General features: G+C 73.7%; 25 protein-coding genes. 18 read left to right on the plus strand and 7 right to left on the minus strand.

The features are described from left to right. On the plus strand, positions 1-311 hold a 311-nt coding region (locus tag BLW63_RS21365; RefSeq protein WP_139263713.1), incomplete at its 5' end, for a transposase. Between the two features lie 101 nt (positions 312-412). On the opposite strand, the gene BLW63_RS21370 is transcribed toward BLW63_RS21365, so the two are convergent. Both BLW63_RS21370 and BLW63_RS21375 read right to left on the minus strand, forming a co-directional pair. Then, positions 413-685 (minus strand): hypothetical protein, encoded by a 273-nt coding sequence (locus BLW63_RS21370; RefSeq protein WP_091160761.1) that lies wholly within the window; start codon positions 683-685, stop codon positions 413-415. Further along, a complete protein-coding gene (locus BLW63_RS21375; RefSeq protein WP_091160764.1) occupies positions 682-1,833 on the minus strand; it encodes a M14 family metallopeptidase in 1,152 nt (383 codons plus the stop codon). The genes BLW63_RS21370 and BLW63_RS21375 overlap by 4 nt, the downstream gene beginning before the upstream one ends. A gap of 299 nt (positions 1,834-2,132) precedes the next feature. On the opposite strand from BLW63_RS21375, the gene BLW63_RS21380 reads away from it, so the two are divergent. The 4 genes from BLW63_RS21380 (at position 2,133) to BLW63_RS21395 (ending at position 7,529) form a co-directional block, all read left to right on the plus strand. Then, on the plus strand, positions 2,133-2,579 hold the full coding sequence (locus BLW63_RS21380) for a hypothetical protein (RefSeq protein ID WP_091160767.1): 447 nt from the start codon (positions 2,133-2,135) through the stop codon (positions 2,577-2,579). A gap of 43 nt (positions 2,580-2,622) precedes the next feature. After that, positions 2,623-6,633, plus strand: coding sequence for an nSTAND1 domain-containing NTPase (locus BLW63_RS21385; protein WP_091160770.1), 4,011 nt, complete (start codon positions 2,623-2,625; stop codon positions 6,631-6,633). A 71-nt stretch (positions 6,634-6,704) separates the two neighbouring features. Next, positions 6,705-6,914 (plus strand): glycoside hydrolase family 6 protein, encoded by a 210-nt coding sequence (locus BLW63_RS21390; RefSeq protein WP_091160773.1) that lies wholly within the window; start codon positions 6,705-6,707, stop codon positions 6,912-6,914. Positions 6,915-6,980: 66 nt separating this feature from the next. Further along, positions 6,981-7,529, plus strand: a complete 549-nt coding sequence (locus BLW63_RS21395; protein ID WP_091160776.1) for a hypothetical protein — start codon at positions 6,981-6,983, stop codon at positions 7,527-7,529. Here BLW63_RS21395 and BLW63_RS21400 read toward each other — a convergent pair whose 3' ends face one another. After that, positions 7,530-8,528 carry a patatin-like phospholipase family protein gene (locus BLW63_RS21400; protein WP_211517219.1) on the minus strand — a complete coding sequence of 333 codons (999 nt, stop codon included), beginning with the start codon at positions 8,526-8,528 and terminating at the stop codon, positions 7,530-7,532. It lies immediately after the preceding gene. A 34-nt stretch (positions 8,529-8,562) separates the two neighbouring features. Continuing rightward, positions 8,563-8,799, minus strand: a complete 237-nt coding sequence (locus BLW63_RS21405) for a hypothetical protein (RefSeq protein ID WP_091160778.1) — start codon at positions 8,797-8,799, stop codon at positions 8,563-8,565. 52 nt (positions 8,800-8,851) lie between these two features. Between BLW63_RS21405 and cutA the strand changes: the two genes are divergently transcribed. After that, complete coding sequence (gene cutA, locus BLW63_RS21410) at positions 8,852-9,220, plus strand: divalent-cation tolerance protein CutA (protein WP_091160780.1); 369 nt, start codon at positions 8,852-8,854, stop codon at positions 9,218-9,220. Between the two features lie 68 nt (positions 9,221-9,288). Then, positions 9,289-11,052, plus strand: a complete 1,764-nt coding sequence (locus tag BLW63_RS21415) for a putative bifunctional diguanylate cyclase/phosphodiesterase (RefSeq protein ID WP_244522713.1) — start codon at positions 9,289-9,291, stop codon at positions 11,050-11,052. Positions 11,053-11,071: 19 nt separating this feature from the next. Here BLW63_RS21415 and BLW63_RS21420 read toward each other — a convergent pair whose 3' ends face one another. Next, on the minus strand, positions 11,072-11,365 hold the full coding sequence (locus BLW63_RS21420) for a DUF6343 family protein (RefSeq protein ID WP_091160785.1): 294 nt from the start codon (positions 11,363-11,365) through the stop codon (positions 11,072-11,074). A 47-nt stretch (positions 11,366-11,412) separates the two neighbouring features. Between BLW63_RS21420 and prfB the strand changes: the two genes are divergently transcribed. The 7 genes from prfB (at position 11,413) to BLW63_RS21455 (ending at position 17,311) form a co-directional block, all read left to right on the plus strand. Further along, positions 11,413-12,525 carry a peptide chain release factor 2 gene (gene prfB / locus BLW63_RS21425; protein WP_091160970.1) on the plus strand — a complete coding sequence of 371 codons (1,113 nt, stop codon included), beginning with the start codon at positions 11,413-11,415 and terminating at the stop codon, positions 12,523-12,525. Between the two features lie 276 nt (positions 12,526-12,801). Further along, the gene (gene ftsE, locus BLW63_RS21430) at positions 12,802-13,491 is read left to right on the plus strand and encodes a cell division ATP-binding protein FtsE (protein WP_091160788.1); all 690 of its coding nucleotides are present in this window, start codon (positions 12,802-12,804) and stop codon (positions 13,489-13,491) included. A gap of 35 nt (positions 13,492-13,526) precedes the next feature. Continuing rightward, the gene (ftsX, locus tag BLW63_RS21435) at positions 13,527-14,411 is read left to right on the plus strand and encodes a permease-like cell division protein FtsX (protein WP_091160791.1); all 885 of its coding nucleotides are present in this window, start codon (positions 13,527-13,529) and stop codon (positions 14,409-14,411) included. A 106-nt stretch (positions 14,412-14,517) separates the two neighbouring features. Further along, the gene (gene smpB, locus BLW63_RS21440) at positions 14,518-14,994 is read left to right on the plus strand and encodes an SsrA-binding protein SmpB (protein WP_091160793.1); all 477 of its coding nucleotides are present in this window, start codon (positions 14,518-14,520) and stop codon (positions 14,992-14,994) included. 9 nt (positions 14,995-15,003) lie between these two features. Further along, on the plus strand, positions 15,004-15,918 hold the full coding sequence (locus tag BLW63_RS21445) for an NADP-dependent oxidoreductase (protein WP_244522714.1): 915 nt from the start codon (positions 15,004-15,006) through the stop codon (positions 15,916-15,918). After that, on the plus strand, positions 15,915-16,895 hold the full coding sequence (locus tag BLW63_RS21450; protein WP_244522715.1) for an amidohydrolase family protein: 981 nt from the start codon (positions 15,915-15,917) through the stop codon (positions 16,893-16,895). The genes BLW63_RS21445 and BLW63_RS21450 overlap by 4 nt, the downstream gene beginning before the upstream one ends. Before the next feature lie 53 nt (positions 16,896-16,948). Continuing rightward, positions 16,949-17,311 carry a VOC family protein gene (locus BLW63_RS21455; RefSeq protein WP_091160799.1) on the plus strand — a complete coding sequence of 121 codons (363 nt, stop codon included), beginning with the start codon at positions 16,949-16,951 and terminating at the stop codon, positions 17,309-17,311. A 3-nt stretch (positions 17,312-17,314) separates the two neighbouring features. Here the strand turns inward: BLW63_RS21455 and BLW63_RS21460 are convergent, their stop codons facing one another. After that, the gene (locus BLW63_RS21460) at positions 17,315-17,635 is read right to left on the minus strand and encodes a GYD domain-containing protein (RefSeq protein ID WP_091160801.1); all 321 of its coding nucleotides are present in this window, start codon (positions 17,633-17,635) and stop codon (positions 17,315-17,317) included. Between the two features lie 111 nt (positions 17,636-17,746). On the opposite strand from BLW63_RS21460, the gene BLW63_RS21465 reads away from it, so the two are divergent. The 3 genes from BLW63_RS21465 (at position 17,747) to BLW63_RS21480 (ending at position 21,844) form a co-directional block, all read left to right on the plus strand. Beyond that, entirely contained in the window at positions 17,747-18,730 is a 984-nt protein-coding gene (locus tag BLW63_RS21465) for a GNAT family N-acetyltransferase (RefSeq protein WP_244522716.1), read from the plus strand. A gap of 369 nt (positions 18,731-19,099) precedes the next feature. Then, positions 19,100-19,969, plus strand: a complete 870-nt coding sequence (locus BLW63_RS21475; RefSeq protein WP_091160805.1) for an SCO6745 family protein — start codon at positions 19,100-19,102, stop codon at positions 19,967-19,969. 261 nt (positions 19,970-20,230) lie between these two features. Continuing rightward, positions 20,231-21,844, plus strand: coding sequence for an SLC13 family permease (locus tag BLW63_RS21480; RefSeq protein WP_091160808.1), 1,614 nt, complete (start codon positions 20,231-20,233; stop codon positions 21,842-21,844). A gap of 11 nt (positions 21,845-21,855) precedes the next feature. On the opposite strand, the gene BLW63_RS21485 is transcribed toward BLW63_RS21480, so the two are convergent. Next, on the minus strand, positions 21,856-22,998 hold the full coding sequence (locus BLW63_RS21485; protein WP_091160811.1) for an acyl-CoA dehydrogenase family protein: 1,143 nt from the start codon (positions 22,996-22,998) through the stop codon (positions 21,856-21,858). A 72-nt stretch (positions 22,999-23,070) separates the two neighbouring features. Between BLW63_RS21485 and BLW63_RS21490 the strand changes: the two genes are divergently transcribed. Continuing rightward, a complete protein-coding gene (locus tag BLW63_RS21490) occupies positions 23,071-23,745 on the plus strand; it encodes a winged helix-turn-helix transcriptional regulator (RefSeq protein WP_091160814.1) in 675 nt (224 codons plus the stop codon). The last annotated feature ends 167 nt before the right edge of the window (positions 23,746-23,912 follow it).

Consider the following 23,912-nt stretch of genomic DNA (forward strand, 5'->3'; position numbering starts at 1 on the left):
CCGGAGACAACCCCGACCGGCTGCGCTCCGAGCCGGCGTTCGCCGCGCTCTGCGGGGTCTCACCGATCCCGGCCTCCTCCGGGCGCACCCACCGCCACCGGCTCAACCGTGGTGGCGACCGACAAGCCAACGCCGCCATCTACCGCGTCGTGCTCTGCCGGATGCGCTGGGATGCCCGCACCCGCGCCTACGTCCAGCGCCGCACCGAGGAAGGCCTGTCGAAGAAGGACATCATCCGCTGCCTGAAGCGACTCATCGCTCGAGAGCTCTACTACCTGCTCACCGCATCGCCACCGGCCCGAGCCTCTTGACGATCCATAGGAGCATCGAACTCGTCACCTGCGTTCCTCGCGGGTTGCCGGCACCACAGCACCGGCACTGCACGAGGAACGCCGGCACGGGGAGAGCCCGGTCAGCCGTCGTCGTCCTCGGTCGGCGGTCGCTCCTGCATCCGGGCCACGTACTCCGCCGCGGTGGCCCAGCGGTCCACCCGGGCCAGCCGCCGCCGCTCCAGCTCGGCGAGCCGGCTCTCCGGCGCGGCGACGACGAGGAAGTCGGCGTGCCGCTCCCAGACGTCGAGGCCCAGGGGCATACCCAGCAGCCTCGCGACGGTGCTGCCGCTCTCCGGCGTCACGCGGGCGACCACCGGCTCGTCGCCCGCGCCGGTGAGGTCCGAGCGGGTCACGACCGGTCAGGCTCCGCCCGCTCGAGGGCGTGCTCGATGAACGCGAACGCCGCGGGCCGGTTCTCCTCCCAGCAGGGGTGGATCTGGCTGGCGGGCAGGATGAACCCGCCCTCCTGCGCGGAGGCCGGGCGCAGCTCGATGGTGAAGGACAGCGCGTCGTACTCGCCGTAGGTCCAGTCGCTGGTGTCGCCCGCCGTCGGGTACAGCTCGGACGACTGCTGCGCGGTGTACGTCTTGCCGTGCACCTTGCGGATCAGCTGCTCCATGTCCTGCGCCAGCTCCCGGTGCGCGGCGAAGTCGGCGTCGTCCTCGATCGGGTCGGACGTGTAGCCCCACGGGTACAGGACCAGCTGCGAGTAGCTGTGGTAGCTGAGCACGCCGCGGAACTGCTCGCGGGCGACGAGGTCCCGCACCGCCCGCACCTCGGGCTCGGAGAAGGCCCGCGGGCCGACGTACGTCTCGTCCGACGGGACGTGGCTGGAGGTGCTGACGTCGAGCGTGCCCCACATGTAGCCGTAGTTACGGTTCGGGTCGACGCCGACGCTGCCGCCCCGGTTGCGCCGCCGGTTCTTGCGCCACAGCCGGTTGTCGGTGCGCGTGTACTCGTGGCCGTCCGGGTTGACCATCGGCGCCACCCACACCTCGCCCTGCTGCAGCCACTGCTGCACCGGGTCGGAGGAGGAGTTCTCGACCAGGTGCTCGGCCAGCCGGTAGGGCACCTCGACGGCGAGCCACTCCCGGGCGTGGTGGCAGCCCAGGAAGGCGACCTTGGCGGTGCTGCCGCGGCGCTCGCCGATGCGCAGCGCCCAGAGGGGTCGGCCCTGCACGCTGCGTCCGATCTCGTGCAGCTCGGCGATCTCCGGGTGCTCCTCGGCCAGCCGCCGCAGGTCCTCCTCCAGGCTCGCCACGGTGTGGTAGCCGGCCGCGGCGTCGTCGGTGGCGAAGGTGCTCAGGTAGGGCTCGAGCAGCTGCACCTGCTCCACGCCGTACCCCATGGCCTCCAGCCGGGCGGCCTGGGCCTCGTCGGCCTGCACCACCAGGTGGTCGGGCCGGACCTCCCAGACGTCCAGGCCGAGGGGTGCCGTGAGGAGCCGGGCGAGCGGCGCCCGCGCACTCGTGGAGGTGACTGTCGCGATCAGGCCTGCCATCGGTCTCTCCTGCTCTGTGAGGGGCGACTGCGCGGGTCCACGGCCGGACAGGGAGCGGGTCCGCTGGAGGCCCCACCGCAGCACCGTGCGCGTGCATGCACCAGAGGCCGACGACGGGGCGCGAGATACCCGACGGCAGCTGCTGAGGTGTCGCGGGCGCGTCGGTGTGTCCGTCCCGCGGCGACCACGGGTGGTGCCGCGGTGACGGTCCGGTGACGGCCGGACTGCAGAGTTCCGTCCGACGGTACCCAGTGCACACCGGTGCCGACCGTGGGGCTGGAGAGAGACGGGTGAGGGACATGCCGCCTAAGAAGCCCAAGAAGCACAAGGGAGTCCCCGAGAAACTCAACCCGGAGGTCGCGGACGACCTGCCGGACGAGTTCACCTTGCGGTGGCACGACCCGCCGGTCAACGGCTACCGGGTCGTCGAACCGGACTCCTTCGACCGACGCCTCGGCGAGATCCTGGTGTGGAACGAGGACGCCCCACTACCGGACTGGGCCGAAGGTGAGGGATGGCGGAACATCGCCGGGCCGGACCAGGTCGTGTGCCGGCGGAAGCGCTGGTCCGAGCCCAGGTCGCCGGCGGACTACGAGTGCGAGTACCGGCACGAGCGTGGGGACTCGGACCACGACGACCGGGATCACGACGTGACGTTCCCCCTGGACGAGATGGTGTTCGTCGAGCCGGGTGAGGACGGCTACCCCGACCACTGGCTGCCGCGGTACGAGCCGCCCTGGAGCTGACCACGGCGCGGCGCACCTGGCACCCCAGGATCCGGGAACGGTCATGCCGTCGTTGTTCGTGAGCCACTGCAGTGCCGACCGGGCCGCGGCTGAGCGGATGCGCGACTGGCTGCAGCGCGAGGAGTTCTCGGCGCTCTTCCTCGACTTCGACCCCGCTCTCGGCATCCCCGCAGGACGCAACTGGGAACGAGAGCTGTACGCCCGGCTGCGCAGCGCCGATGCCGTGGTGTTCCTCGCCAGCCCGGCGTCGGTCGCATCCTCCTGGTGCTTCGCCGAGGTGAGCCTGGCGCGGTCCCTGGGCCGACCGGTCTTCCCGGTGCGCGTCGAGGCCGGCGTTCGGATGCCCCTGCTCGAGGACGTGCAGTGGGTCGACCTCGGAGAGGGGGAGCCCGCCCTGGCCCGTCTGCGGGGTGGGTTGCGGCGAGCCGGGTTCCACGCGGCTGACGCCTTTGACTGGGATGTCACCCGTCCGCCGTATCCGGGTCTGGAGGCGTTCACCGCGGAGGACGCTGCCGTCTTCTTCGGCCGGGACCCGGAGATCGAGCGGCTGATGGACCTGCTCCAGCCGACGCTGCAACGAGGGAGCGGGCGCTTCGTGGGCATCATCGGGCCCTCGGGCAGCGGCAAGTCCTCGTTGCTCCGGGCCGGCCTGCTCCCCCGCCTGCGGCGCCTGCGCTCCAGGTGGGTGCTGGTGCCGCCCATGCGTCCCGGTGACCAGCCGGTCCGCAACCTGGCCCGCTCCCTGGCCGCGGCGTTCGACGGGCACGGCCGGCCGCGTCCGGTCGAGCTGGTGGAACGGCGCCTCGAGGACGGCATGACCGGGTTGCGGCGTCTGGCCCTCGAGCTCTCGGACCTCCACCGTGCCGCGGACGGCGACCCCCCGGGTGTGCTGATCGCCATCGACCAGGCCGAGGAGCTGCTGACCCAGGGCGGGATCCATGAGCAGCAGGCCTTCCTGCGGCTCGTGCGTGGCGCGGTGGGCGGTGAGGGTCCCCTCTGGGGAGTGGCCACCATCCGGTCGGAGTTCCTGAGCACGTCACCGGAGCGCGCGGGGCTGGCCGAGCTCGTCGACGACTCGCTCGTCGTGGAACCGCTCAGCAGGGCGCGACTCGCCGAGGTGATCGAGGCACCCGGGCGGCGAGCGGGACTCGAGTTCGCTCCGGGCCTCATCGGACGGATGGTCGAGGACACCGCCGGCGGGGACGCCCTCCCGCTGCTGGCCTACACCCTGCGCGAGCTGTACCAGCGCGCCGGACCCGATGGGCGGATCGAACACGCCGACTACGAGTCCGTCGGCGGGGTCGTCGGTGCCCTCCAGCGCCGCGCCGACCGGATCACCGAGGAACTGTCCCGGCGAGGCGACGACCGGCTGGTGCTGCCCACGTTGCTGAAGCTGGTCACCGTCGAGGGCGACGGCGAACCGACCCGTCGACGTGTGGGACGCAGCTCCCTGGGCGTCGACGAGCAGGTCGTCGTCGATGCGTTCGTGGAGGCGCGCCTGGTCACCTCGCGCCAGGAGGGCGGTGGCCGGCCCGGGACCGCCGAGGCGGTCGTGGAGGTCGCCCACGAGGCGCTGCTGCGGCAGTGGCCTCCACTGCGAGACGCGATCGAGGCCGGACGGGCGTGGCTGCGGATCCGCTCGGAGCTGGAACGGATGGCCCTCGACTGGGACGCCGAGGGGCGCGACGACTCCTATCTGCTGCGCGGTGCCCGCCTGGCGGCCACGGACCGCTGGTCCGGGGAGCACTCTGCGGAGCTCGGTCCGACCGAACGGGCGTTCCTCGACGCCAGCCGGGCGTCGGCCTCGCGGGAGCTCCATGCCGCGCGACGGTCCGTCCGGCGGCTCCGGGTCCTGGCGGCCGGTCTGACCGTGCTGTTGGTGGTCGCGCTGGGAGCCGTTGCGTACGCCGTCCGCGCGAACGAGCGCACCCTGGCCCAGACGCGTCTGACGCTGGCTCGCCAACTCGCCGCAGCAACGACCGAGCTGGTGGACTCCCAGCCCGACACGGCGATCCTGGCCGGTCTGCAGTCGATGAGCCTGGCCCGCGGCCAGGTGCCGGAGCCGCCGGCCGGGCTGGTCACCGCTCTCTCGCGGACCACCCACGCGTCCCGGCAGCTCCTCCACGACGACCGGGTCCACGGGGTGGCCTTCAGCCCGGACGGCCGGGTGCTGGCCACCGGCAGCGCCGACGGGGCCGTCCACTGGTGGGACGCGGCGAGCGGCACCCCACGGGGGGAACCGCTGGCCGTGCACTCCAACGGCGTGTCGGCCGTGGCGTTCAGCCCGGACGGTCAGCAGCTGGTCTCGGGGAGCTCCGACGGCACCGTGGCACTCACCGACGTCCGGAGCGGCGAGGTGCGCGGCGAGCCGCCGGCCGGCCACGAGGCCGCCGTGACCTCGGTCGCCTTCAGCCCGGACGGCCGGTCGATCGCCACGGCGAGTGACGACCGGACGGTGCGGCTGTGGGACGTGGCGTCCGGACGTCCTCTCGGGCAGCCGCTCACCGGACACGGGGACGCGGTGAACCGAGTGGCCTATAGCCCCGACGGGACCCTGGTGGCATCGGCGAGCAACGACGGGACGATCCGGTTGTGGGACGTCGGGACGGGCGGCCAGCACGGCGCACCGCTCACCGGCCACGGCAACTGGGTGCGCGGGGTCGCGTTCAGCCCCGACGGCGCACTGCTGGTGTCCGGCAGCTTCGACGCCACCGTCCGCCTGTGGGACGTCGCCACCGGTCAGCCGCACGGCGCACCGCTGACCGGCCACTCGGCCGAGGTGCGCGCGGTGGCGTTCAGTCCCGACGGCCGGCTGGTGGCCTCGGGCGGCACGGACTCGACCACCCGGCTGTGGGACGTCGCGACCGGTCGGCCCCACGGCCAGCCGTTGGCGGGGCACACCAACGAGGTCGACTCCGTGGCCTTCAGCCCCGACGGACGGCAGATGGCCACCGCGGCATGGGACGACACGGCGCGGATCTGGCAGCTCGAGGAGACCCCCACCGTCAGCCGGGCCCTCGTCGGCTCCGAGGACGCGGTCTTCGCGGTCGCGTTCAGCCCGGACGGGCGCTCCCTGGTCACGGGCGGCGCTGATGACGTCGTCCGCACCTGGGACGTGTCGACGGGACGACCCCTCGGCGTGCCGATGTCCGGGCACCAGGGTGACGTCCATGACGTCGCCCTCAGCCCCGACGGCCGACTCCTGGCCTCGAGCAGTGAGGACGGCACCGTCCGGCTGTGGGACGTGGCCACCGGGGAACCGCACGGTCTGCCCCTGGGCGGCCATGGCTACCGGGTCTACGGCATCGCCTTCAGCCCCGACGGGCGGCTGCTCGCGTCCGGAGGCGAGGACGCGACGGTGCGGCTCTGGGACGTCGCCGCCGGTCGAGAGGTCGGCGCGCCGCTGACCGGGCCCGTCGAGGCCGTGTACGCGGTCGCCTTCAGTCCCGACGGGGCGACGGTGGCCGGCGGGAGCCTGGACAGCACGGTGTGGCTCTGGGACGTCGCGACCGGCCGACCGCTCGGGGAGCCGCTGAGCGGCCACACCGCCGACGTCAACGGCGTCGCCTTCAGCCCCGACGGCCGGCTGATCGCCTCGGCGTCCTCCGACAGCACGGTCCGGGTGTGGCAGGCGTCCAGTGAGCAGCCGGACGGCATTCCCCTGACCGACCACACGGACGAGGTCTACGGCGTGGCCTTCAGTCCCGACGGCAGGTCGGTCGCGTCCGGGAGCCTCGACGGCACCGCGCTCGTCTACGACGCCCGGACGGGGGACCGCCACGGTCACCCACTGAGCGGCCACCGGGCCGGCGTCGTCGGTGTGGCGTTCAGCCCCGACGGCGACGTGCTCGCGACCGCCAGCGATGACGGGACCGTGCTGCTGTGGGACCTGCGGTTCGACGACTGGCTGGCTGCCGGGTGCGGGCTGGTGAACCGCAACCTCTCGATGACCGAGTGGGAGCGACTCCTCCCCGGTCGGCCCTATGAGCGGACGTGCCCGGGGTTCCCGGCGGGGACGGGTGCGCCGGGCGGCGCGCCGGCCGCGCCGTACTGATGCGCGGGCCCGGGCTCACCCGGCGCCCGGCCGGGAGGGACCCACCGGCTCCGCTGTGATGACGGTCGGGGGTGTCCGAGGCCTCCGAGGGTCGCTGGTGCAACCCGCCGGACCGCGAGGTCGGCGCCGCGCCGACGACGTCCCCCGACCTCGACTGGGTCGACGCGCTGCTGTGGGTCAAGCAGCCGGGCGACTCCGACGGCACCTGCGCAGGCGGTCCGCCCGCCGGTCAGTGGTGGCCCGAGATGGCCCTGGAGCTGGTGGACGGCGAGGACGGCTGAGAGGACCATCCTGCCCCGGCCTCCCTGCACGAGGCCGGCAGCCGCCCGGATCGGAGGCATGGGGCCGTGACCTCGGACTGGGAGCCGTTCTTCTCGTCGCTGGCGCAGGTGGCCGTCACGGCCTTCGCCGTCCTGCTCGCGCTCCTGCAGGTGACGAGGAGGAGGTGGCGGACCTCGACGCTCCGGGCGGCTGCCGCGGCGCTCGCGCTGCTGCAGCTGGTCGTGCCGCTGCTGGCCGGTGTCGTGGCCCTCATGCCGGGGAACCCGTGGCGCGTCGGTTACCTGCTCATGGCGTCCGCCGGCCTGCTCGGTCTGGTCTGGCACGGCTGGCTGTACCTGCGGCACGAGGACGAGGCCGACACCTTCGACCAGCGGCAGGTCCAGATCGGCCTGCCGGTGTCCCTGGCGGTCTACTTCGGCCTGGTCGCCTTCGCCTGGAACGGTTCGCCGACCTCCCTCTACGTGGTGGGCGCCCTCAGCCTCTGGCTGCTCCTCTCCGGCTCGGGGCAGGCCTGGCTGCTCCTGGACGTCGCCCGTGGACGGGTCGCCGACGACGCGGACGGCGCTGCGACGCACTCCCCGGAGACCCCGGTCGGCCGGTCGCCGACCCGGTGATCAGCCGGCGCCGCGGCACTCGCGGACGTAGCCGGCCCAGTCCCAGCCGGCGAGGAACTCCCGCGCCGTCGCCGTCCCCGCGGCGACCAACCGCGACCGCTCGGCCGCGCCGACGTCGAACTCGGTCAGGCCGGTGCCGGTGGTGTCGATCGAGAACGCGCGGCGCCGCACGCACGGCCGGGCGAGGTAGCCGCGGTCGCGGGCGGAGATCGTCGTCGCCACCAGCGAGTCCAGCAGCCGCAGCGGCCCGGGCAGCCGCCGGCCGTGCGGGAGGACCGACACGTCCTCGTCGGAGAGCGTGTCCCCGACGCCGATGCCGAACGTCGGCCAGCGCGGCGCGGCGGCGTCGGTGCGGTCGAACGTCTCCACCGGGAAGTTGGACAGCACCCCGCCGTCCACCAGCGTCGAGCGCCGGCCGGTGCGCGCGTCCCGCAGCGTCCGCGGGGAGAAGAAGTAGGGGATGGCGAGGGACGCGCGCACGGCGTCGGCGACGGGCTGGGCGTCGGGGTCCAGCCCGTACTCCCGGTAGTCCCAGGGCAGCCGCAGCAGCCGGCCGCGGGTGACGTCGGTGGCGGTCACGACTAGGCGGTAGCGCTGCCACGGCGCCAGCGCCGGGTCGTCGCCGGGGTCGTCGCGGCGCAGGTCGCCGAAGGTGTGGACGCCGAGGTCGGCGAGCTCCCGGCGGAGCCAGTCGGTGACGTAGCGCCCGGGGTGCAGGCCGGACCGGGTCAGCAGGCCGACGACGGGGGCCACGATCGGCACCGGAGCCCACGCGTCGGGGACCCGGTCGTACTCCAGCCGGGAGACCCGCTCGAGCACACCGTCGGCGTCCAGCCCGGTGGCGAGGAACGCGGCGAGCACGGCGCCGGCCGAGGAGCCGGCGACCCGTTCGACCCGGTGGCTGCGCAGCAGCTCGACGACGGCGCCCAGCAGGGCGATCCCCTTCACCCCACCGCCCTCGAGGACCAGGTCGGCCGGCAGCCGGTCGGGAGGGGGCACCCCCGCACCGTAGGCGCGGGCCCGCCCGGTCCGCTCAGCCGCCGCGCCGCACCTCGGCGGCCACCACGCCGCGGAGGGCGAGCTCGAGCGCCGCGTCTGACGTGTTCCCGCGCTCGAGGGCGATGCGGGCGTCCGCGGGCAGGGTGGCCAGGTCGACGTCGTCGAGCCAGGCGGTGTCGCCACCCATCCGCCGGCCCACCTTCAGGCTGTCGCCCTCGCGGCGGAGCACGTACTCCTCGCTGTCGACCGTGATGGTCATCTCGTCGCTCATGGTCCCGCCCCTACCCCGCAGACCTGTCACTGCACCCCTGGAGGATGGCCGCGTGGTCGAGGACGTGTGCGAGATCGTGGTCACCGGAAGTGACTCCGAGTGGCTGAGCGGGTACACACGGACACTGGTGGAGGAGAGACTGGTGGCGTGCGGCCACCAGCTCGCCGCGATCCGGTCGGTCTACCGCTGGGAGGGTGTCGTGCACGACGAACCCGAGGCGCGCGTCGCCCTGCACACCCGCCGGTCGCTGGTGCCGGAGGTCGTCGCACGGACGTCGGAGCTGCACCCGTACGACGTCCCGTGCGTGATCGCGGTGCCGCTCGTCGGTGGCCACCCCGACTACCTGCGCTGGGTGGTGCGGGAGACGCGCGAGCCGCGGAGCCGGACCCCGGTCGCCGGGGAGAGGGGAGGCGGAGCATGAGCACCCTGGACGTGGGCACAGTGATCGACGAGACCGACGAGGACCGCCCTGACCTGGCAGGAGACCCTGTGGCACGACGACCGGAGGACCGCGAGCTGCCGCGCGACGTCCGCCGCCGGGTCGACGGGCCGGCCCAGCCCGCCGTCGTCGTCGAGGCCGTGCTGGACGCGCTGCCCTCGCCGACCCTGCTCATCGACGCCGACGGCACGGTGCTGCTGGCCAACACCGCCTGGGAGAAGGCCGCCGAGGTCGTCGGCGACGACCGGGTGCGCATCGGGGTGGACGGCGACTACTTCGCCATGGCCCGTCGGCTCAACGGCGACGACACCACCTCCACGCTCATCGACCAGTTGCGCGCCCTCTCCCGCGGGGAGCGGCCCTCGGTGCAGGCCGACTACGCCCTCGAGCTGCCGACCGGCACGCACTGGGTCCACCTGCAGGCCTCGCGGGTCGACCAGGCCGGCCAGGTCGTGGTCACCCACACCGACGTCACCGGCCGGGTCGCCGCCGAGCGCGCCTCGCACTGGCGGGCCCGCCACGACACCCTCACCGAGCTGCCCAACCGCGCCCACCTGCACGAGCTCATCGACACCGAGCTGCAGCGGCAGGACCGGGGCCCGGTGTCGGTGCTCTTCCTCGACGTCGACGGCTTCAAGGACGTCAACGACTCCCTCGGTCACGAGGCCGGTGACGACCTGCTGCGCCAGATCGCGCAGCGGCTGACCGGCGTGACCCGCGCCGGCGACACCGTCGGCCGGCTGGGTGGCGACGAGTTCGTCGTCCTGTGCCGCGACTGCGACACCACCGGCGCGGAGGCCCTCGCCGACCGCTGCCGGGCCAGCATCGACCGCCCGTTCGACCTCGGCGGCCGGTTGGTGCGGCTGGGCGTCAGCATCGGCATCGCCACGGCGGCGGAGTCCGGGCCGGCCCGGGTGCGCTCCACCGACCTGGTCCGCGACGCCGACCTCGCCATGTACGCGGCGAAGGCGGCCGGGCGCAACCGGGTCCGGTTGTTCACCGCCGACCTGCGCGCCGCCGCGCAGCACAAGGCGACCGTCGTCGCCGAGCTGCGGGACGCGCTGGACGACGGCCAGCTGGTGCTGCACTACCAGCCGGTGCTGCACCTGGCCTCCAGCCGCTGCACCGGCGTCGAGGCGCTGGTCCGCTGGCGGCACCCGCGCCGCGGCCTGCTCGCGCCGGCGGACTTCCTGCCCACCGCGATCCAGCACGACCTGATGGCGCCGATCGCCCGCTGGGTGCTGCGCACCGCCACCCGGCAGACGGCGGCGTGGGCGCGGGCGGGGCTGCACCTGGTCACCTCGGTGAACATCGGCGCCCAGCACGTCGCCGCCGGCACGCTGGTCGCCGACGTCCGCGAGGCACTCGAGGACTCCGGGCTGCCGCCCGAGCAGCTCGTGGTCGAGCTGGCCGAGCGGTCGGTCGCCGAGGACGTCGAGCGCGCCGCCGCCCAGTTCGCCGAGCTGCGTCGGTCCGGCGTCGAGGTCTCGATCGACGACTTCGGCACCGGCTTCTCCTCGCTGGGCCAGCTGGTCGCCACGCCCACCGGGCTGCTCAAGATCGACCGCAGCCTGGTCGCCTACCCCGAGGGCCGGCGCAGCCAGGCGGCCGCGGCGATCGCCGCCGTCGTCGCGCTGGCCCGGGCCTGCGGCGTGCGCACCCAGGCCGAGGGCGTGGAGACCGCCGAGCAGCTCGAGCTCGCCACCGAGCTGGGCTGCACCTTCGCGCAGGGCTTCCACCTGGCCCGGCCGATGCCCGCCGAGGACCTGGCCGGCTGGCTCGCCGAGCACGCGCAGCCCGTCCCCGTCCCCTGACGTCGCAGGGCGCCGGCATTCAGCCCGGTTCGCCCCGCGCCTTCCTGCGGGCCACGACGGCCAGGTCGACGGCGGCCACCGCCGCGAGCACGAACAGCGCCACGGCGGGCCACGCGGGCAGCCCGTCGCCGGCCAGCCACAGCACACCGGCGACCAGGCAGAAGACCAGGCCGAAGGCGGCCAGCACCAGCCGCAGCGTCAGGGCCGACCGCGCCGGCGGCGCGCCGCCGACGCCGGCCGTCGGGTCGTGGTGGTCGGGTAGGCCGCGGGCGTAGTCCTCCCGCGACCGGGGTTCGCGTCGGGGATCACTCATGTCACGGCTGGCTACCCCGAACCGGGAGCGCACTACCCTCGGTGGACGTGGCCGCTGACTTCTCCGTCGTCCTGGACGAACTCGACACGACCCTGAAGTCGATCGAGGCTGTCCTCGACGTCGACCGGTTGCGCCGCGAGGTGGCCGAGCTCGAGCAGCAGGCCTCCGCCCCCGACCTCTGGAACGACGTCGAGGCCGCGCAGGCGCTGACCTCCAAGCTCTCCTACCTGCAGGGCGACCTGCGCCGGGTCGAGGAGCTGCGCAGCCGGCTCGACGACGTCGGCCTGCTGCACGAGATGGCCGTCGAGGAGAGCGACGAGGCGACCGCGGCCGAGGCCGAGCGGGAGCTGGCGAGCCTGCGCCAGGCGATCGACGAGCTCGAGGTACGCACCTTGCTGTCGGGTGAGTACGACTCCCGCGAGGCGCTGGTCACCATCCGCTCCGAGGCCGGGGGCGTCGACGCCGCCGACTTCGCCGAGATGCTCATGCGGATGTACCTCCGCTGGGCCGAGCGGCACAAGTACCCCGTCGAGCTCTACGACGTCAGCTACGCGGAGGAGGCCGGCATCAAGTCGGCGACCTTCGCGGTCAAGCAGCCCTACGCCTACGGCACGCTCTCGGTCGAGCAGGGCACCCACCGGCTGGTGCGCATCTCGCCGTTCGACAACCAGGGCCGCCGGCAGACCTCGTTCGCCGGCGTCGAGGTGCTGCCCGTCGTCGAGCAGACCGACCACGTCGACATCCCGGAGAACGAGATCCGCATCGACGTCTTCCGGTCCAGCGGCCCCGGTGGGCAGAGCGTGAACACCACCGACTCGGCCGTCCGGATCACCCACCTGCCGACCGGCATCGTCGTCTCCTGCCAGAACGAGAAGTCGCAGATCCAGAACCGCGCGGCGGCCCTGCGCGTGCTCCAGGCGCGGCTGCTGGCGGTGCGGCAGGCCGAGCAGCGGGCGGAGATGGACGCGCTGCGTGGGGAGGGCAGCAGCTGGGGCAACCAGATGCGCTCCTACGTGCTGCACCCGTACCAGATGGTCAAGGACCTGCGCACCGAGCAGGAGACCGGCAACACCGCCGCCGTCCTCGACGGCGACATCGACCCGTTCATCGAGGCCGGCATCCGCTGGCGCCGTCAGCAGGAGGCCGTGCCCTCGAGCTGAGAAAGGACCCCCTGCCCCCCACCACTCGCACGCTCGCGGCGGTGCCCTGGACGGGGCCGGCAGGACCTTGCAGGGGGGCCGGCAGCACCGGAGGGGCAGCGGGACCAGGCGTCCCGCTCGTCACACCCGTCGCACGGCCGGACGCCGGATGGGCCACGCTGGGTGACGGGCGTCCCGGGCCCCCGGCGGAACCGCTCACGCTCCGTCGGAACGGGACGGCGACCGACCGCGCGTGACACTCCAGTCTCCCGGGTTGGAGAGGTACCGTGGCCCCTCGTGATCGAACTGCAACACGTCACCAAGCTGTACCCGGCCAGCTCCCGGCCGGCCCTCGATGACGTGTCGACGGAGATCGACAAAGGCGAGTTCGTCTTCCTGATCGGCTCCTCCGGCTCGGGCAAGTCGACCTTCCTGCGCCTGCTGCTCAAGGAGGACGACCCCACCCGGGGCACCGTCATCGTCAACGGCAAGACGCTCAACACGATGAGCAAGTGGCAGGTGCCCAAGCTCCGCCGCACCATCGGCTGCGTCTTCCAGGACTTCCGCCTGCTGAACAACCGCACCGTGGGCCAGAACGTGGCCTTCGCGCTGGAGGTCATCAACAAGCCCCAGCGGACCATCAAGCGCGTCGTCCCCGAGGTGCTGGAGATGGTGGGCCTGGAGGGCAAGACCAACCGGCTGCCCAACGAGCTCTCCGGTGGCGAGCAGCAGCGCGTCGCCATCGCCCGCGCGTTCGTCAACCGGCCGCTGGTGCTGCTCGCCGACGAGCCCACCGGCAACCTGGACCCGGAGACCAGCGAGGGCATCATGCTGCTGCTGGAGCGGATCAACCGGACCGGGACGACGGTCGTCATGGCGACGCACGACTACCACATCGTCGACTCGATGCGCCGCCGCGTGATCGAGCTGAGCGAGGGAGCGCTCACCCGCGACCAGTCGCGCGGTGTCTACGGCGTCGGCCGCTGAGCCTCCCACCTGCCTGACCTCACGACAGGGAAACCATGCGCGTCAACTTCGTGCTCTCCGAGGTGGCCACCGGGCTGCGTCGCAATCTGACCATGACGGTCGCGATGATCCTGACCACGGCCATCTCGCTCGGCCTCATGGGCACCGGCCTGCTGATCGCCGGGATGATCTCCGACATGAAGGAGATCTACTACGACAAGGTGCAGGTCTCCATCTTCCTGGCCGACGGCGTCACCGAGGAGCAGCGGGCGGCCATCGACCAGCAGCTGTCGGACTCGCCGGAGGTGGCCAACCACATCTACGAGTCCAAGGACGAGGCCTACGCCCGCTTCCAGCAGCAGTTCAGCCAGCAGCCCGAGCTCGTGCAGAACACCCCGCCGGACGCGCTCCCCGAGAGCTTCCGCGTCGAGCTGGTGAACCCCGAGCGCTACGAGCTCATCGCGGCGGAGTTCCCGAACGGGCAGGACGGCGTCGACCAGGTGCGCGACGAGGGTGACTTCCTCGACCGGCTGTTCAGCCTGCTCAACGGCGCCCGCAACGCGACGATCGCCGTCGCCGTCGTCCAGGCGCTCGCGGCGTTGCTGCTGATCTCCAACACCATCCAGCTGGCCGCCTTCAACCGCCGCAACGAGACCAACATCATGCGGCTGGTCGGCGCCTCCCGCTGGTACACTCAGCTGCCGTTCATCCTCGAGGCCGCGCTGGCCGGGCTGATCGGTGCGCTGCTCGCCATCGGCGGGCTCGTGGTGACCAAGATCCTGTTCGTCGACAAGACGCTGGCCGGGCCGATCCGGGCCGGGATCATCCCGCCGGTCGACTGGGGCGCGATCGCCTTCATCAGCCCGGTGATCGCCGCCGCGGGCGTGGGCCTGGCCGCCGTCGCCGCCTACGTGACCCTGCGGCTGTACGTGCGCATCTGAGACCCCCGTCCTTCCCGCGAGATCTGCACAGTGGCGGCCTTCCGCGCGCTGAAGGTCGCCACTGTGCAGATCTCGTCGCATTCGGGCCGCCCAGTAATCTGGGGTCATGCCGCGTGAACAGGGGCGGAAGCTCATCGCCCAGAACAAGAAGGCGCGGCACGACTACTCGATCCTCGACACCTACGAGGTGGGCCTGGTGCTCACCGGCACCGAGGTGAAGAGCCTGCGTGCCGGCCGTGCCTCGCTCGTCGACGGCTTCGCCACGGTGGACGGCGGCGAGGTGTGGCTGCAGCACGTGCACATCCCCGAGTACACCGAGGGCACCTGGACCAACCACGCCCCGCGCCGCAAGCGCAAGGTGCTCATGCACCGCGCCGAGATCGACAAGCTGATCGGCAAGACCAAGGAGGGCGGCCTGACCCTCGTGCCGCTCGACCTGTACTTCAAGGACGGCAAGGTCAAGGCGACCCTCGCGCTGGCCAAGGGCAAGAAGTCCTACGACAAGCGGCAGGACCTCGCCGAGCGCGACTCGCGCCGGGAGATCCAGCGGGCCTTCGGGCGCTACGTGAAGGGACGGCGGTAAGTGCGCGGTGTGGCCTACGACCGGTACGGCGGCCCCGAGGTCCTGACCCTCCGCGACGACCTGCCCGACCCCCCGGTCGGCCCCGACACCGTGCTGGTGCGGGTGCACGCCGCCGGCGTCAACCCCGTCGACCTGCTGATCCGCTCCGGTGGGCTGACCGGCGCCTACCCGCACCACCTGCCGCTCGTCCCGGGCTGGGACGTCGCCGGGGTCGTCGAGGCCGCGGGCCCCGCCGTTCCCGCGTTCGCCGCCGGCGACGAGGTGTTCGGCTACGTGCGCCGGGACGACGTCCAGTGGGGGACGACGGCCGAGCTCGTGCCCGCGCCGCAGCGCTGCCTGGCGCACAAGCCGGAGTCGCTGTCGTTCGCCGAGGCGGCGGGGCTGCCGCTGGCCGGGCTCACCGCCTACCAGTCGCTGACCGAGGCGCTCGACGTGCACGAGGGCGAGCGGGTGCTGGTGCACCGCGCCGCCGGTGGCGTCGGCTTCTCCGCCGTCCAGATCGCCGTCGCGCTGGGCGCGCACGTCGTCGGCACGGCCAGCCCGCGCAACCACGGCTTCTTGCGGGACGCCGGGGTCGCGGAGGTGCTCGACTACTCGGCCGGGCCGATCAGCGGGCAGCTGTCCGAGCCGGTCGACGCCGTCCTCGACCTCGTCGGCGGGGACACCCTGGCCGACGCGCCGAAGCAGGTCCGCGACCGGGCCCGCATCGTCTCCGTCGTCGACCCGGTGGTCAACGAGATGGGCGGCCGCTACGTCTTCGTCCGGCCCGAGCACGAGCACCTCGAGGAGCTCGGCCGGATGGCCGACGCCGGCCAACTGCGGGTGCCGATCGCCCGGGCGTTCCCGCTGGAGGAGACTGCGCAGGCGCAGGAGCTGGTCGCGGGCGGGCACGTGCGCGGCAAGGTCGTCGTCACGCTGCGGTGAGCGGCCCCGAGGACGACGCCCGAGCGAGCACCGCAGGCAGCGCTGGCGACCGAGGAGCGGAACGAGGGCGGGGTCGAGCCACGGACGCCGTCCCGCCGCCGGCCGACGACGCCGACGTCCCCCGGTACTGGCGCGAGCTCGGCCTGCCCGGGCTGGTCGACGTGCACGTGCACTTCCTGCCCGAGCGGGTGCAGGCCAAGGTCTGGGACTACTTCGCACAGGCCGAGACGCACTACGGCGCGGCCTGGCCGGTGCAGTACCCGCTGTCGCAGGACGAGCGGCTGGCGGTGCTCGACCGGCTCGGCGTCCGGGCCTTCCCGACGCTGCCCTACCCGCACAAGGCCGGCATGGCCGCCTGGCTCAACGACTGGTCGGCGGAGTTCGCGGCCGCGCACCCGCGGGCGCTGCAGTCGGCGACGTTCTTCCCCGAGCCGCAGGCGGCCGGCTACGTCGAGGCGGCGCTGGCGGCCGGCGTGCGGGTGTTCAAGGTGCACGTCCAGGTCGGCTCTTTCGACCCGCGGGACCCGCTGCTCGACCCGGTGTGGGCGCGGCTGGAGGGAACCGGGACCCCCGTCGTCATCCACTGCGGCTCGGGCCCGCTGCGCGGCGAGCACACCGGCCCGGCGCCGATGACCGGCCTGCTCGAGCGGTACCCGCGGCTGCGGCTGGTCATCGCCCACCTCGGCATGCCCGAGTACGCCGAGTTCCTCGACCTGGCCGAGCGGTACGAGCGGGTGCACCTGGACACCACGATGTTCGCCACCGACTTCACCGAGCGGCTCATGCCCTTCGACCCGGCGCTGCGGCCCCGGCTGGCTGCGCTGCGGGACAAGGTCGTGCTCGGCAGCGACTTCCCCTCCATCCCGTACCCGTACGCCCACCAGCTGGCCGCGCTGCACCGGCTGGAGCTGGGGGAGGAGTGGCTGCGCGCCGTCCTCTGGCACAACGGCGCGCGGCTGTTCTCGCTGGCACCCTGAGCCCGGGAGCACGCGCGGTGGCGCGACCACGCCCGGCTGCCCAGGCTGGGCGGGTGCGACTCACCGCGACCGTCCTCGACACCCCCGACCCAAAGGGGCTCGCGCTCTTCTACCAGCGCCTGCTCGGCTGGCCGGTCGACGCCGACGAGCCGGACTGGGTAACCCTCCGGCCGGAGGACGGCGGCGCCGGGCTGTCGTTCCAGCGGGAGACCGACCACGTGCCGCCGGTGTGGCCGGCCGGCCCCGGCGACCCGCGGATGCAGCTGCACCTCGACATCGAGGTCGACGACCTGACCGCGGCGGTCGCGCTCGCCGTGGAGGCGGGTGCGACGGTGGCCGGCCACCAGCCGCAGGACGACGTCCGGGTCTGCCGCGACCCGGCCGGTCACCCCTTCTGCCTGTGGGTGGCCGGGTGACCCTCAGCGCGGGCCGGGGGAGTAGTCGGGGTGCAGCCGGGCGGCCCGGTCGACCTCCTCGGGCGTCAGCAGGGCGACGGTGCGGACCGACGCGACACCGCCTCCCGTGATGGTGAGCGACAGCGCCGCGGCGGCCGCGCTGTCGGGCAGCTCGACGATCGCGTAGACGTCGGCGTCCCCGAGGGCGAAGTCGAAGCTCTCCAGCCGGCCCTCCAGGTCGAGGACGGCGTGCGCGAACGCGCTCCGGCGGGCCGTGCCCCCTGCGGCCATCACCGCCCGCGCGCCCTGCGCCTCGTACCGGGCGATGACCAGGAAGCGGGGCACGGGCCCTCCTCTCGGCGGCGTGCGCCGATGCTGACGCCCGCCGGCACCCGGCCGCAAGAGAGCCCGGGGAACCCGGTCGACCGCCGCGGTCGCCGTCCCTACGCTGCGCGCGTGCGCCACCTGCCCGTCGGCCTCACCGCCCGCCGGCTGACCACCGACGACCTGCCGGCCGTCGCCGGGCTGCTGGCCGCCGCCGAGCCGGTCGACGACACCGGCGAGCACCTGGACGTCGACGACCTCGCCGAGTGGTGGGCCGCCGACGTGGTGGACCTGCCGAGCGACGGCCGCGCCGTGTGCACCGCCGACGGCACCCTGGTCGCCGTCGCCGTGGTGCTGTCGGTCCGCGGCGCGCGGGAGGACCACCGCGTGCTGCTCGAGGGGCGGGTGCACCCGGCCTGGCGCGGCCGCGGCACCGGGCGGGCGCTGCTGGACTGGGAGCTGCACCGCGGCGCGGAGCTGCACCGGCGCGACCACCCCGAGCTGCCCGCCCGGCTGACCGTCTCGGTCTACCCGGGGATGACCCCCCTGGAGTCGCTGGTCCGCCGCGCCGGGTTCACCGCCGAACGGTGGTACGCCGACATGGAGCGGCCGCTGACCGGGCTGCCGGAGGCCCCTGCGGTGCCCGGCGTCGAGCTGGTGCCCTTCGCCCGGGACCGGGACGACGAGGTGCGGCGGGCGCACAACGCCGCCTTCACCGACCACCACGGCTTCGGTGAGCGCGACGCCCCCACCTGGCGGGCGTGGTTCACCGGGACGCGCGCCTTCCGGCCCGACCTGTCGGTGCTCGCCCTCGTCGACGGGGCGGTGGCCGGCTACGTGCTCACCTACGTGTACGACGCCGACACCCGTGCCACCGGCGTCGAGCAGGCCCACCTCGGGCAGCTGGGCGTGCTGCGCCCCGCCCGCGGCCGCGGCATCGCGTCGGCCGCCATCGTCGCGGCCCTGCGGGCCGCGGCCGCGGCCGGCTGCGACACGGCCGGGCTGCAGGTCGACACCGAGAACCCCACCGGGGCCTTCGGGCTGTACCGCCGGCTCGGCTTCACGCCGGTGCGCACCCGCGTGCAGTGGGCCTGCACCCGCCCGCCCGCGACGTGAGCTGGGACGACGGCGCCGGGCCCGTCGAGCTGCCCGGCGGGGCACGGGTCCGTGGCCGCCGGCTGGGCGCGCCGGCGTCGCCGGCCGACTCCGCCGTCGTGCTCGGCCGCGGCCCGCTGCCGCCGTGGCCCGCGCGCCGGGTGCGCCGGCCGGACTCCTGGGTGCCGCTGGACCGCGCCGACGCGATCGCCGCGCTCACCGAGGCGCGGGGCCGGGCGCGGGCGGGGGAGCGGGTCGAGGTCGCCGGGCACGGCGGCGGGGGCCTCTCAGGGTGCGCGAGCGGTACGCCCCGCGGGCGGTGGAGACGCCGTGGCGGCGCCGGTGGCTGCGCTCGCTCGGCCGTCGTACGACGGCCGCTAGATTCCGCGCATGGTCAGCGCCGGTCCGCCCACTCCCGACGTCGCCCGCGCGCACCGCGCCGTGGAGCCGCTGCACAACCAGGTCTACTTCTCGCCCGAGCAGGACGAGTACCTCACTGCGGTGGGGCTGCGCCCGGGCCGGATGTGCTACTTCGCCGGGCGGGCGGCCGCGATGGGGGCGGTCGGGCCGGGCACGGTGACGGCGACCTTCGTGAACTTCTCGCCGGCGCTCGTGGCCCGCCACGTGCCGCGCGCCTGGACCCTCGCCACCCCGGAGCAGGTGCTCGCTGCCCGCCGCGACGGCGCCTGCACCTCGCTGACCCGGCTGCTCGGCGGTCCGGAGGCGGCCGCCGCGCCGGAGGTGGGCGAGCTGGCCGGCCTGCTGCGGGAGGCCTGCACCGCGCTCACCCCGGAGGGGCGCCCGCTCTACGCCGCGCACGCCGACCAGCCCTGGCCCGAGGAGCCGGTGCTGTCGCTGTGGCACGGGGCGACGCTGCTGCGGGAGCACCGCGGCGACGGGCACGTCGCCTGCCTGCTGCGGGCGGGGCTCACCGGCCTCGAGTCGCTGGTCACCCACACGATGACTGGACGCGGCTTCACCGAGGCCGCCGCCAAGGCCAGCCGCGGCTGGAGCGACGAGGAGTGGTCGGCGGTAGCCGACCGGCTGGCCGCGCGGGGCCTGGTGGCCGACGGCGCGCTCACCGAGGCGGGGGTGGCCCTGCGCGCCGGCGTCGAGGCCGCGACCGACGAGCTCTCGGCGGCGCCGTGGGCGCACCTGGGCGTCCCGCGGACCGCGCGGGTGGTCGAGCTGGGCCGTGCGCTGTCGGCCCGGCTGGTCGCCAACGGCGCCTACCCGGCGGGCGTCTTCTCCGCCCGCTGAGCCCGCGCCGCCGCGCCGGCCCGAGGCCGCCGTCCCCGCCTCCACCGACGCCTCGACGCGCCGTCGCCGTCCGGAGGACGTGTTGGCCGGCGTCCGGGAGCACCTCGACGACCGTGGGTCGTGGAGCTGACCGTGCCGGTGAGCGGCTACGCGGGGGTGTCGCGTTCCCTCGCGGCGCCGGCCGTGCCGTCGCCGGACGCGGAGGTCGCCGGATGGCGACCACCTTGCCTATGGTCTGCGTCACAGTTCCAGGGAGGCGACATGGCCATCACCGATCGAGGGCCCGGGTCCGGCGCGCGGACCGACGTCGACGCCGCGTTCCGCGGTCACGCCACCTACCGCAGCCTCGGGGAGCAGGAGCTCAGCCCGGCCGAGGAGAGGTTCGAGAAGGGACGCCGCACGGTCGGGCTGTTCCTGGCCCCGGCCGTGACTATCGTCTTCGCGCTCCTGCCGCTCGACCTGCCGCGTGACCAGCACCTGCTCGCCGCGGTGCTGCTCGGCGTCATCATCCTGTGGATCACCGAGCCGGTGCCCATCCCGATCGGCGGCCTGATCGGGGTCGGCGCGATCGCCCTCCTCGGAGTGGTGACCGGGGACGAGGTCGTCGCCCCGCTCGGGTCGACGACGGTGTTCACCTTCATCGGCGCGTTCATCCTGGCCCAGGCGATGCTCAAGCACGGCGTGGCCCGGCGGTTCGCCATGACGATCCTGTCGCTGCGCTGGGTCGGCGGCTCGACCGCGCGGCTGATCATCGCCTTCGGGCTGATCACCTGCCTGCTGTCGGCGTTCGTGTCCAACACCGCCACCGTCGCGATGCTGCTGCCCACCGCGATCGGAATCCTGTCGGTCATAGCCAAGCTGCTGCAGCACAAGGAGTTGGTGGCGCCGGACTTCGACCCCCTGCGGCTGCGGGTCGGCGTCGCACTGATGCTGATGCTGGCCTACGGCGCCAGCGTCGGCGGGCTGCTCACCCCCGTCGGCAGCCCGCCCAACCTGATCGGCCGCGGGCTGATCGAGGAGGCGACGGGCGAGCGCATCGGCTTCCTCTCCTGGATGCTGATGGCCCTGCCCATCTGCGCGCTGATGTTCGTCGCCTTGGCCGCCGTCCTGCTGCTGCTCAACCGCCCGGAGATCAAGCGGATCGAGGGCGTGCACGAGTACGTGGAGCGGGAGCGCGAGGCGCTCGGGCCGATGTCGCGGGCCGAGAAGAACACGCTCGTCGCCTTCGGCATCACCGTGGCCTTCTGGATCTTCCCGGGCGTCATCGCGCTCACCGCCGGCACCGACTCCGACCTCTACACCGAGGTGGGCAACCGGCTCGACGAGGGCATCGTGGCCGTCCTCGGCGCCTCGCTGCTGTTCCTGCTGCCCACCGACTGGCCACGCCGCGAGTTCACCCTCAACTGGTCGGATGCGGCGCAGATCGACTGGGGCACGATCCTGCTGTTCGGCACCGGGATCATCTTCGGCTCGCTGCTCGCCGACACCGGCCTGGCCGAGACCATCGGCAACAGCTCGGCGAATGCGCTCGGCCTGACGAACCTCTTCCTGATCACCATCTTCGCGGTGATCCTGGCCATCGTCATCTCGGAGACGACCTCGAACACCGCCTCAGCCGCGGTCGTCGTGCCGATCATCATCCCGGTGGCGGTCGCCGCAGGGGTCAACCCGTTCGTGCCGGCCCTGGCCGCGACCTTCGCGGCCTCCTTCGGGTTCATGCTGCCGGTGTCGACGCCGCAGAACGCGATCGTCTACGGCTCGGGCGTCGTGCCGATCACGAAGATGATCCGGTCGGGGATCTCCTTCGACGTCCTGGGCGCGATCCTCATCGTCCTCCTGCTGCCGCTGCTCATCGGCTTGGTGCTCGACGTCTGACATCCGGCCGCTCAGCCACGCGCCGCCGCCAGCACGCCCTCGCCGACGTCGGCCAGCGTCGCCTCGGGCGTCATCGGGTGGAACGGTCCGCCGCGGACGTCGCGGTAGGCCCGCTCCAGCGGTGACCGTCGGTAGAACGCCGGCCCGCCGGCCACCTGCAGCGCCAGGTCGGTGACCGCCACGGCCTCCAGGACGGCGTGCCGCTTCGCCAGCAGCACCGTGCGCACGGCGGTCATGTCGGGGGCCGGGTACTCGCCGACCTCGTCGAGCGAGCCGAGCACGCCCCACCGGGCGACGCGCAGCCGGCTGTGCATCTCGCCCAGTTGACGGGCCGCTCCGGGTGAGGGCTGCGCCTTGGCGGCGGCGAGCCGCAGCGCCTCGTCGAAGGCGCCCTGCGCGATGCCGAGGTAGACACCGGCGATGACCGGCGCGAAGTGCAGCACGGCCACCAGCAGCGGCCCGCTGAGCACGCCGTACGGCCGTCGGCCGAGCACCCGGTCGGCCGGCACGAAGACGTCCTCCAGGACGACGTCCTGGCTGGCGGTGCCGCGCATGCCCAGGGTGTCCCAGGTGTCGACCAGGCTCACCCCCGGGCTGCTGAAGGGCACGCTGGCGTGCAGCACCTCCGCCTTCGGCCCCGGCTCGCCGAGCACGGCCGACGTGGCCAGCACGGTGGCACCCGGCGCCTGGGAGCAGAACGACTTGCGCCCGGTGAAGAGGTAGCCGTCGTCGACCTCGACGGCGGTGGTGGTCGGCGAGACCCAGTCCGATCCGCCGCTCGTGGCCAGGACGATGCCCTCGCCGGCGACTCGCCGCAGGACGGCATCGGCGCCCGCTGCGCCGTTGTGGTGCCGCCAGCGCTGCACGAGCGTCAGGTACTGGTGCATGGCCGACGCCAGCGCGGCCGACCCGGACCACCGGGCCAGCTCGTGCTGGGCCAGGACGACCTGGCGCCAGGTGGCGCCGAGGCCGCCGAACTCCACTGGCACGGCCAGGCCGAGGTACCCGGACTCGCGCATGGCCTCGTACGCCTCGGCGACGAAGGAGGCGTCGCGGTCGTGCTGCGCGTCGGTCTCCGCCGCACGACGGCCGATGTTCGCGGCCATCGCGACGAACTGCTCGTCGGTGGACAGGGGCTGCAGGGTGGTGGTCATGCCGACACTGTCTTGGGCAGGCCGCGCCGGTACTAGTTCATGTTCTGCACCGGGTCTGCCAGCCTGGGGTGCATGGCCCGGTACGGGCAGTACTGCCCGATCACCCGCTCGCTCGAGGTGCTGGGCGACCGCTGGACGCTGCTCGTCGTCCGGGACCTCCTGCTGGGCGCCGAGCGGTTCAACGAGATCTCCCGCGGTCTGCCCGGGCTGAGCCGCGGGCTCCTCTCCAAGCGGCTGGACCACCTGGTCCGGTGCGGGCTGGTCGAGCACGGGAACGGGCGGTACACCGTCACCCCCGCCGCAGAGGCGCTACGGCCCATCGTCTTCGGGCTCGCGGAGTGGGGAGCCCGCTGGGCGTTCGGCGAGCCGCGACCGGACGAGCTGGACGCCACGACGCTCATGTGGTGGATCCGCGGGGGCATCGATGCGGCACAGTTCGGCCCTCGCGACCCGGTGGTGCTGGAGTTCCGGTTCCGCGATGGTCGGCGCCGGCTGTACTGGCTGGTGGTCCGGCGCGACGACGTCTCGCTCTGCTTCACCCGGCCGGACTTCGCCGTCGACCTCGTCGTCGACGTCGGCCTGGACGTCCTGTACCAGGTGTGGGAGGGGTTCATCGAGTACGGCGCGGCTGTTCGTGACGGGCTGCTGACCGTGACCGGGGAGACCGCGTTGGTGCGGGCGCTGCCCCGGGCACTGCGGTTCAGCCCGATCGCGGGGTACGTCCGCGCGGCGGCTGCCGCGCGCTGAGGTGAGGCGGTTCACCGTCTGAACCGCCTCACCCGTCCGGGTACGACCGGGCGGATGCGCCGTCGGGCGTGTCACGATGGACGACGGCCCACTCGAGCGGGCCGGCCCACGGACGACGGGAGGTGCTGCGCGTGCCCAGCGAACCGCCCAGTACCGGCACCGGGGGC

The organism is Geodermatophilus africanus (assembly GCF_900107105.1).
Lineage (GTDB): Bacteria > Actinomycetota > Actinomycetes > Mycobacteriales > Geodermatophilaceae > Geodermatophilus > Geodermatophilus africanus.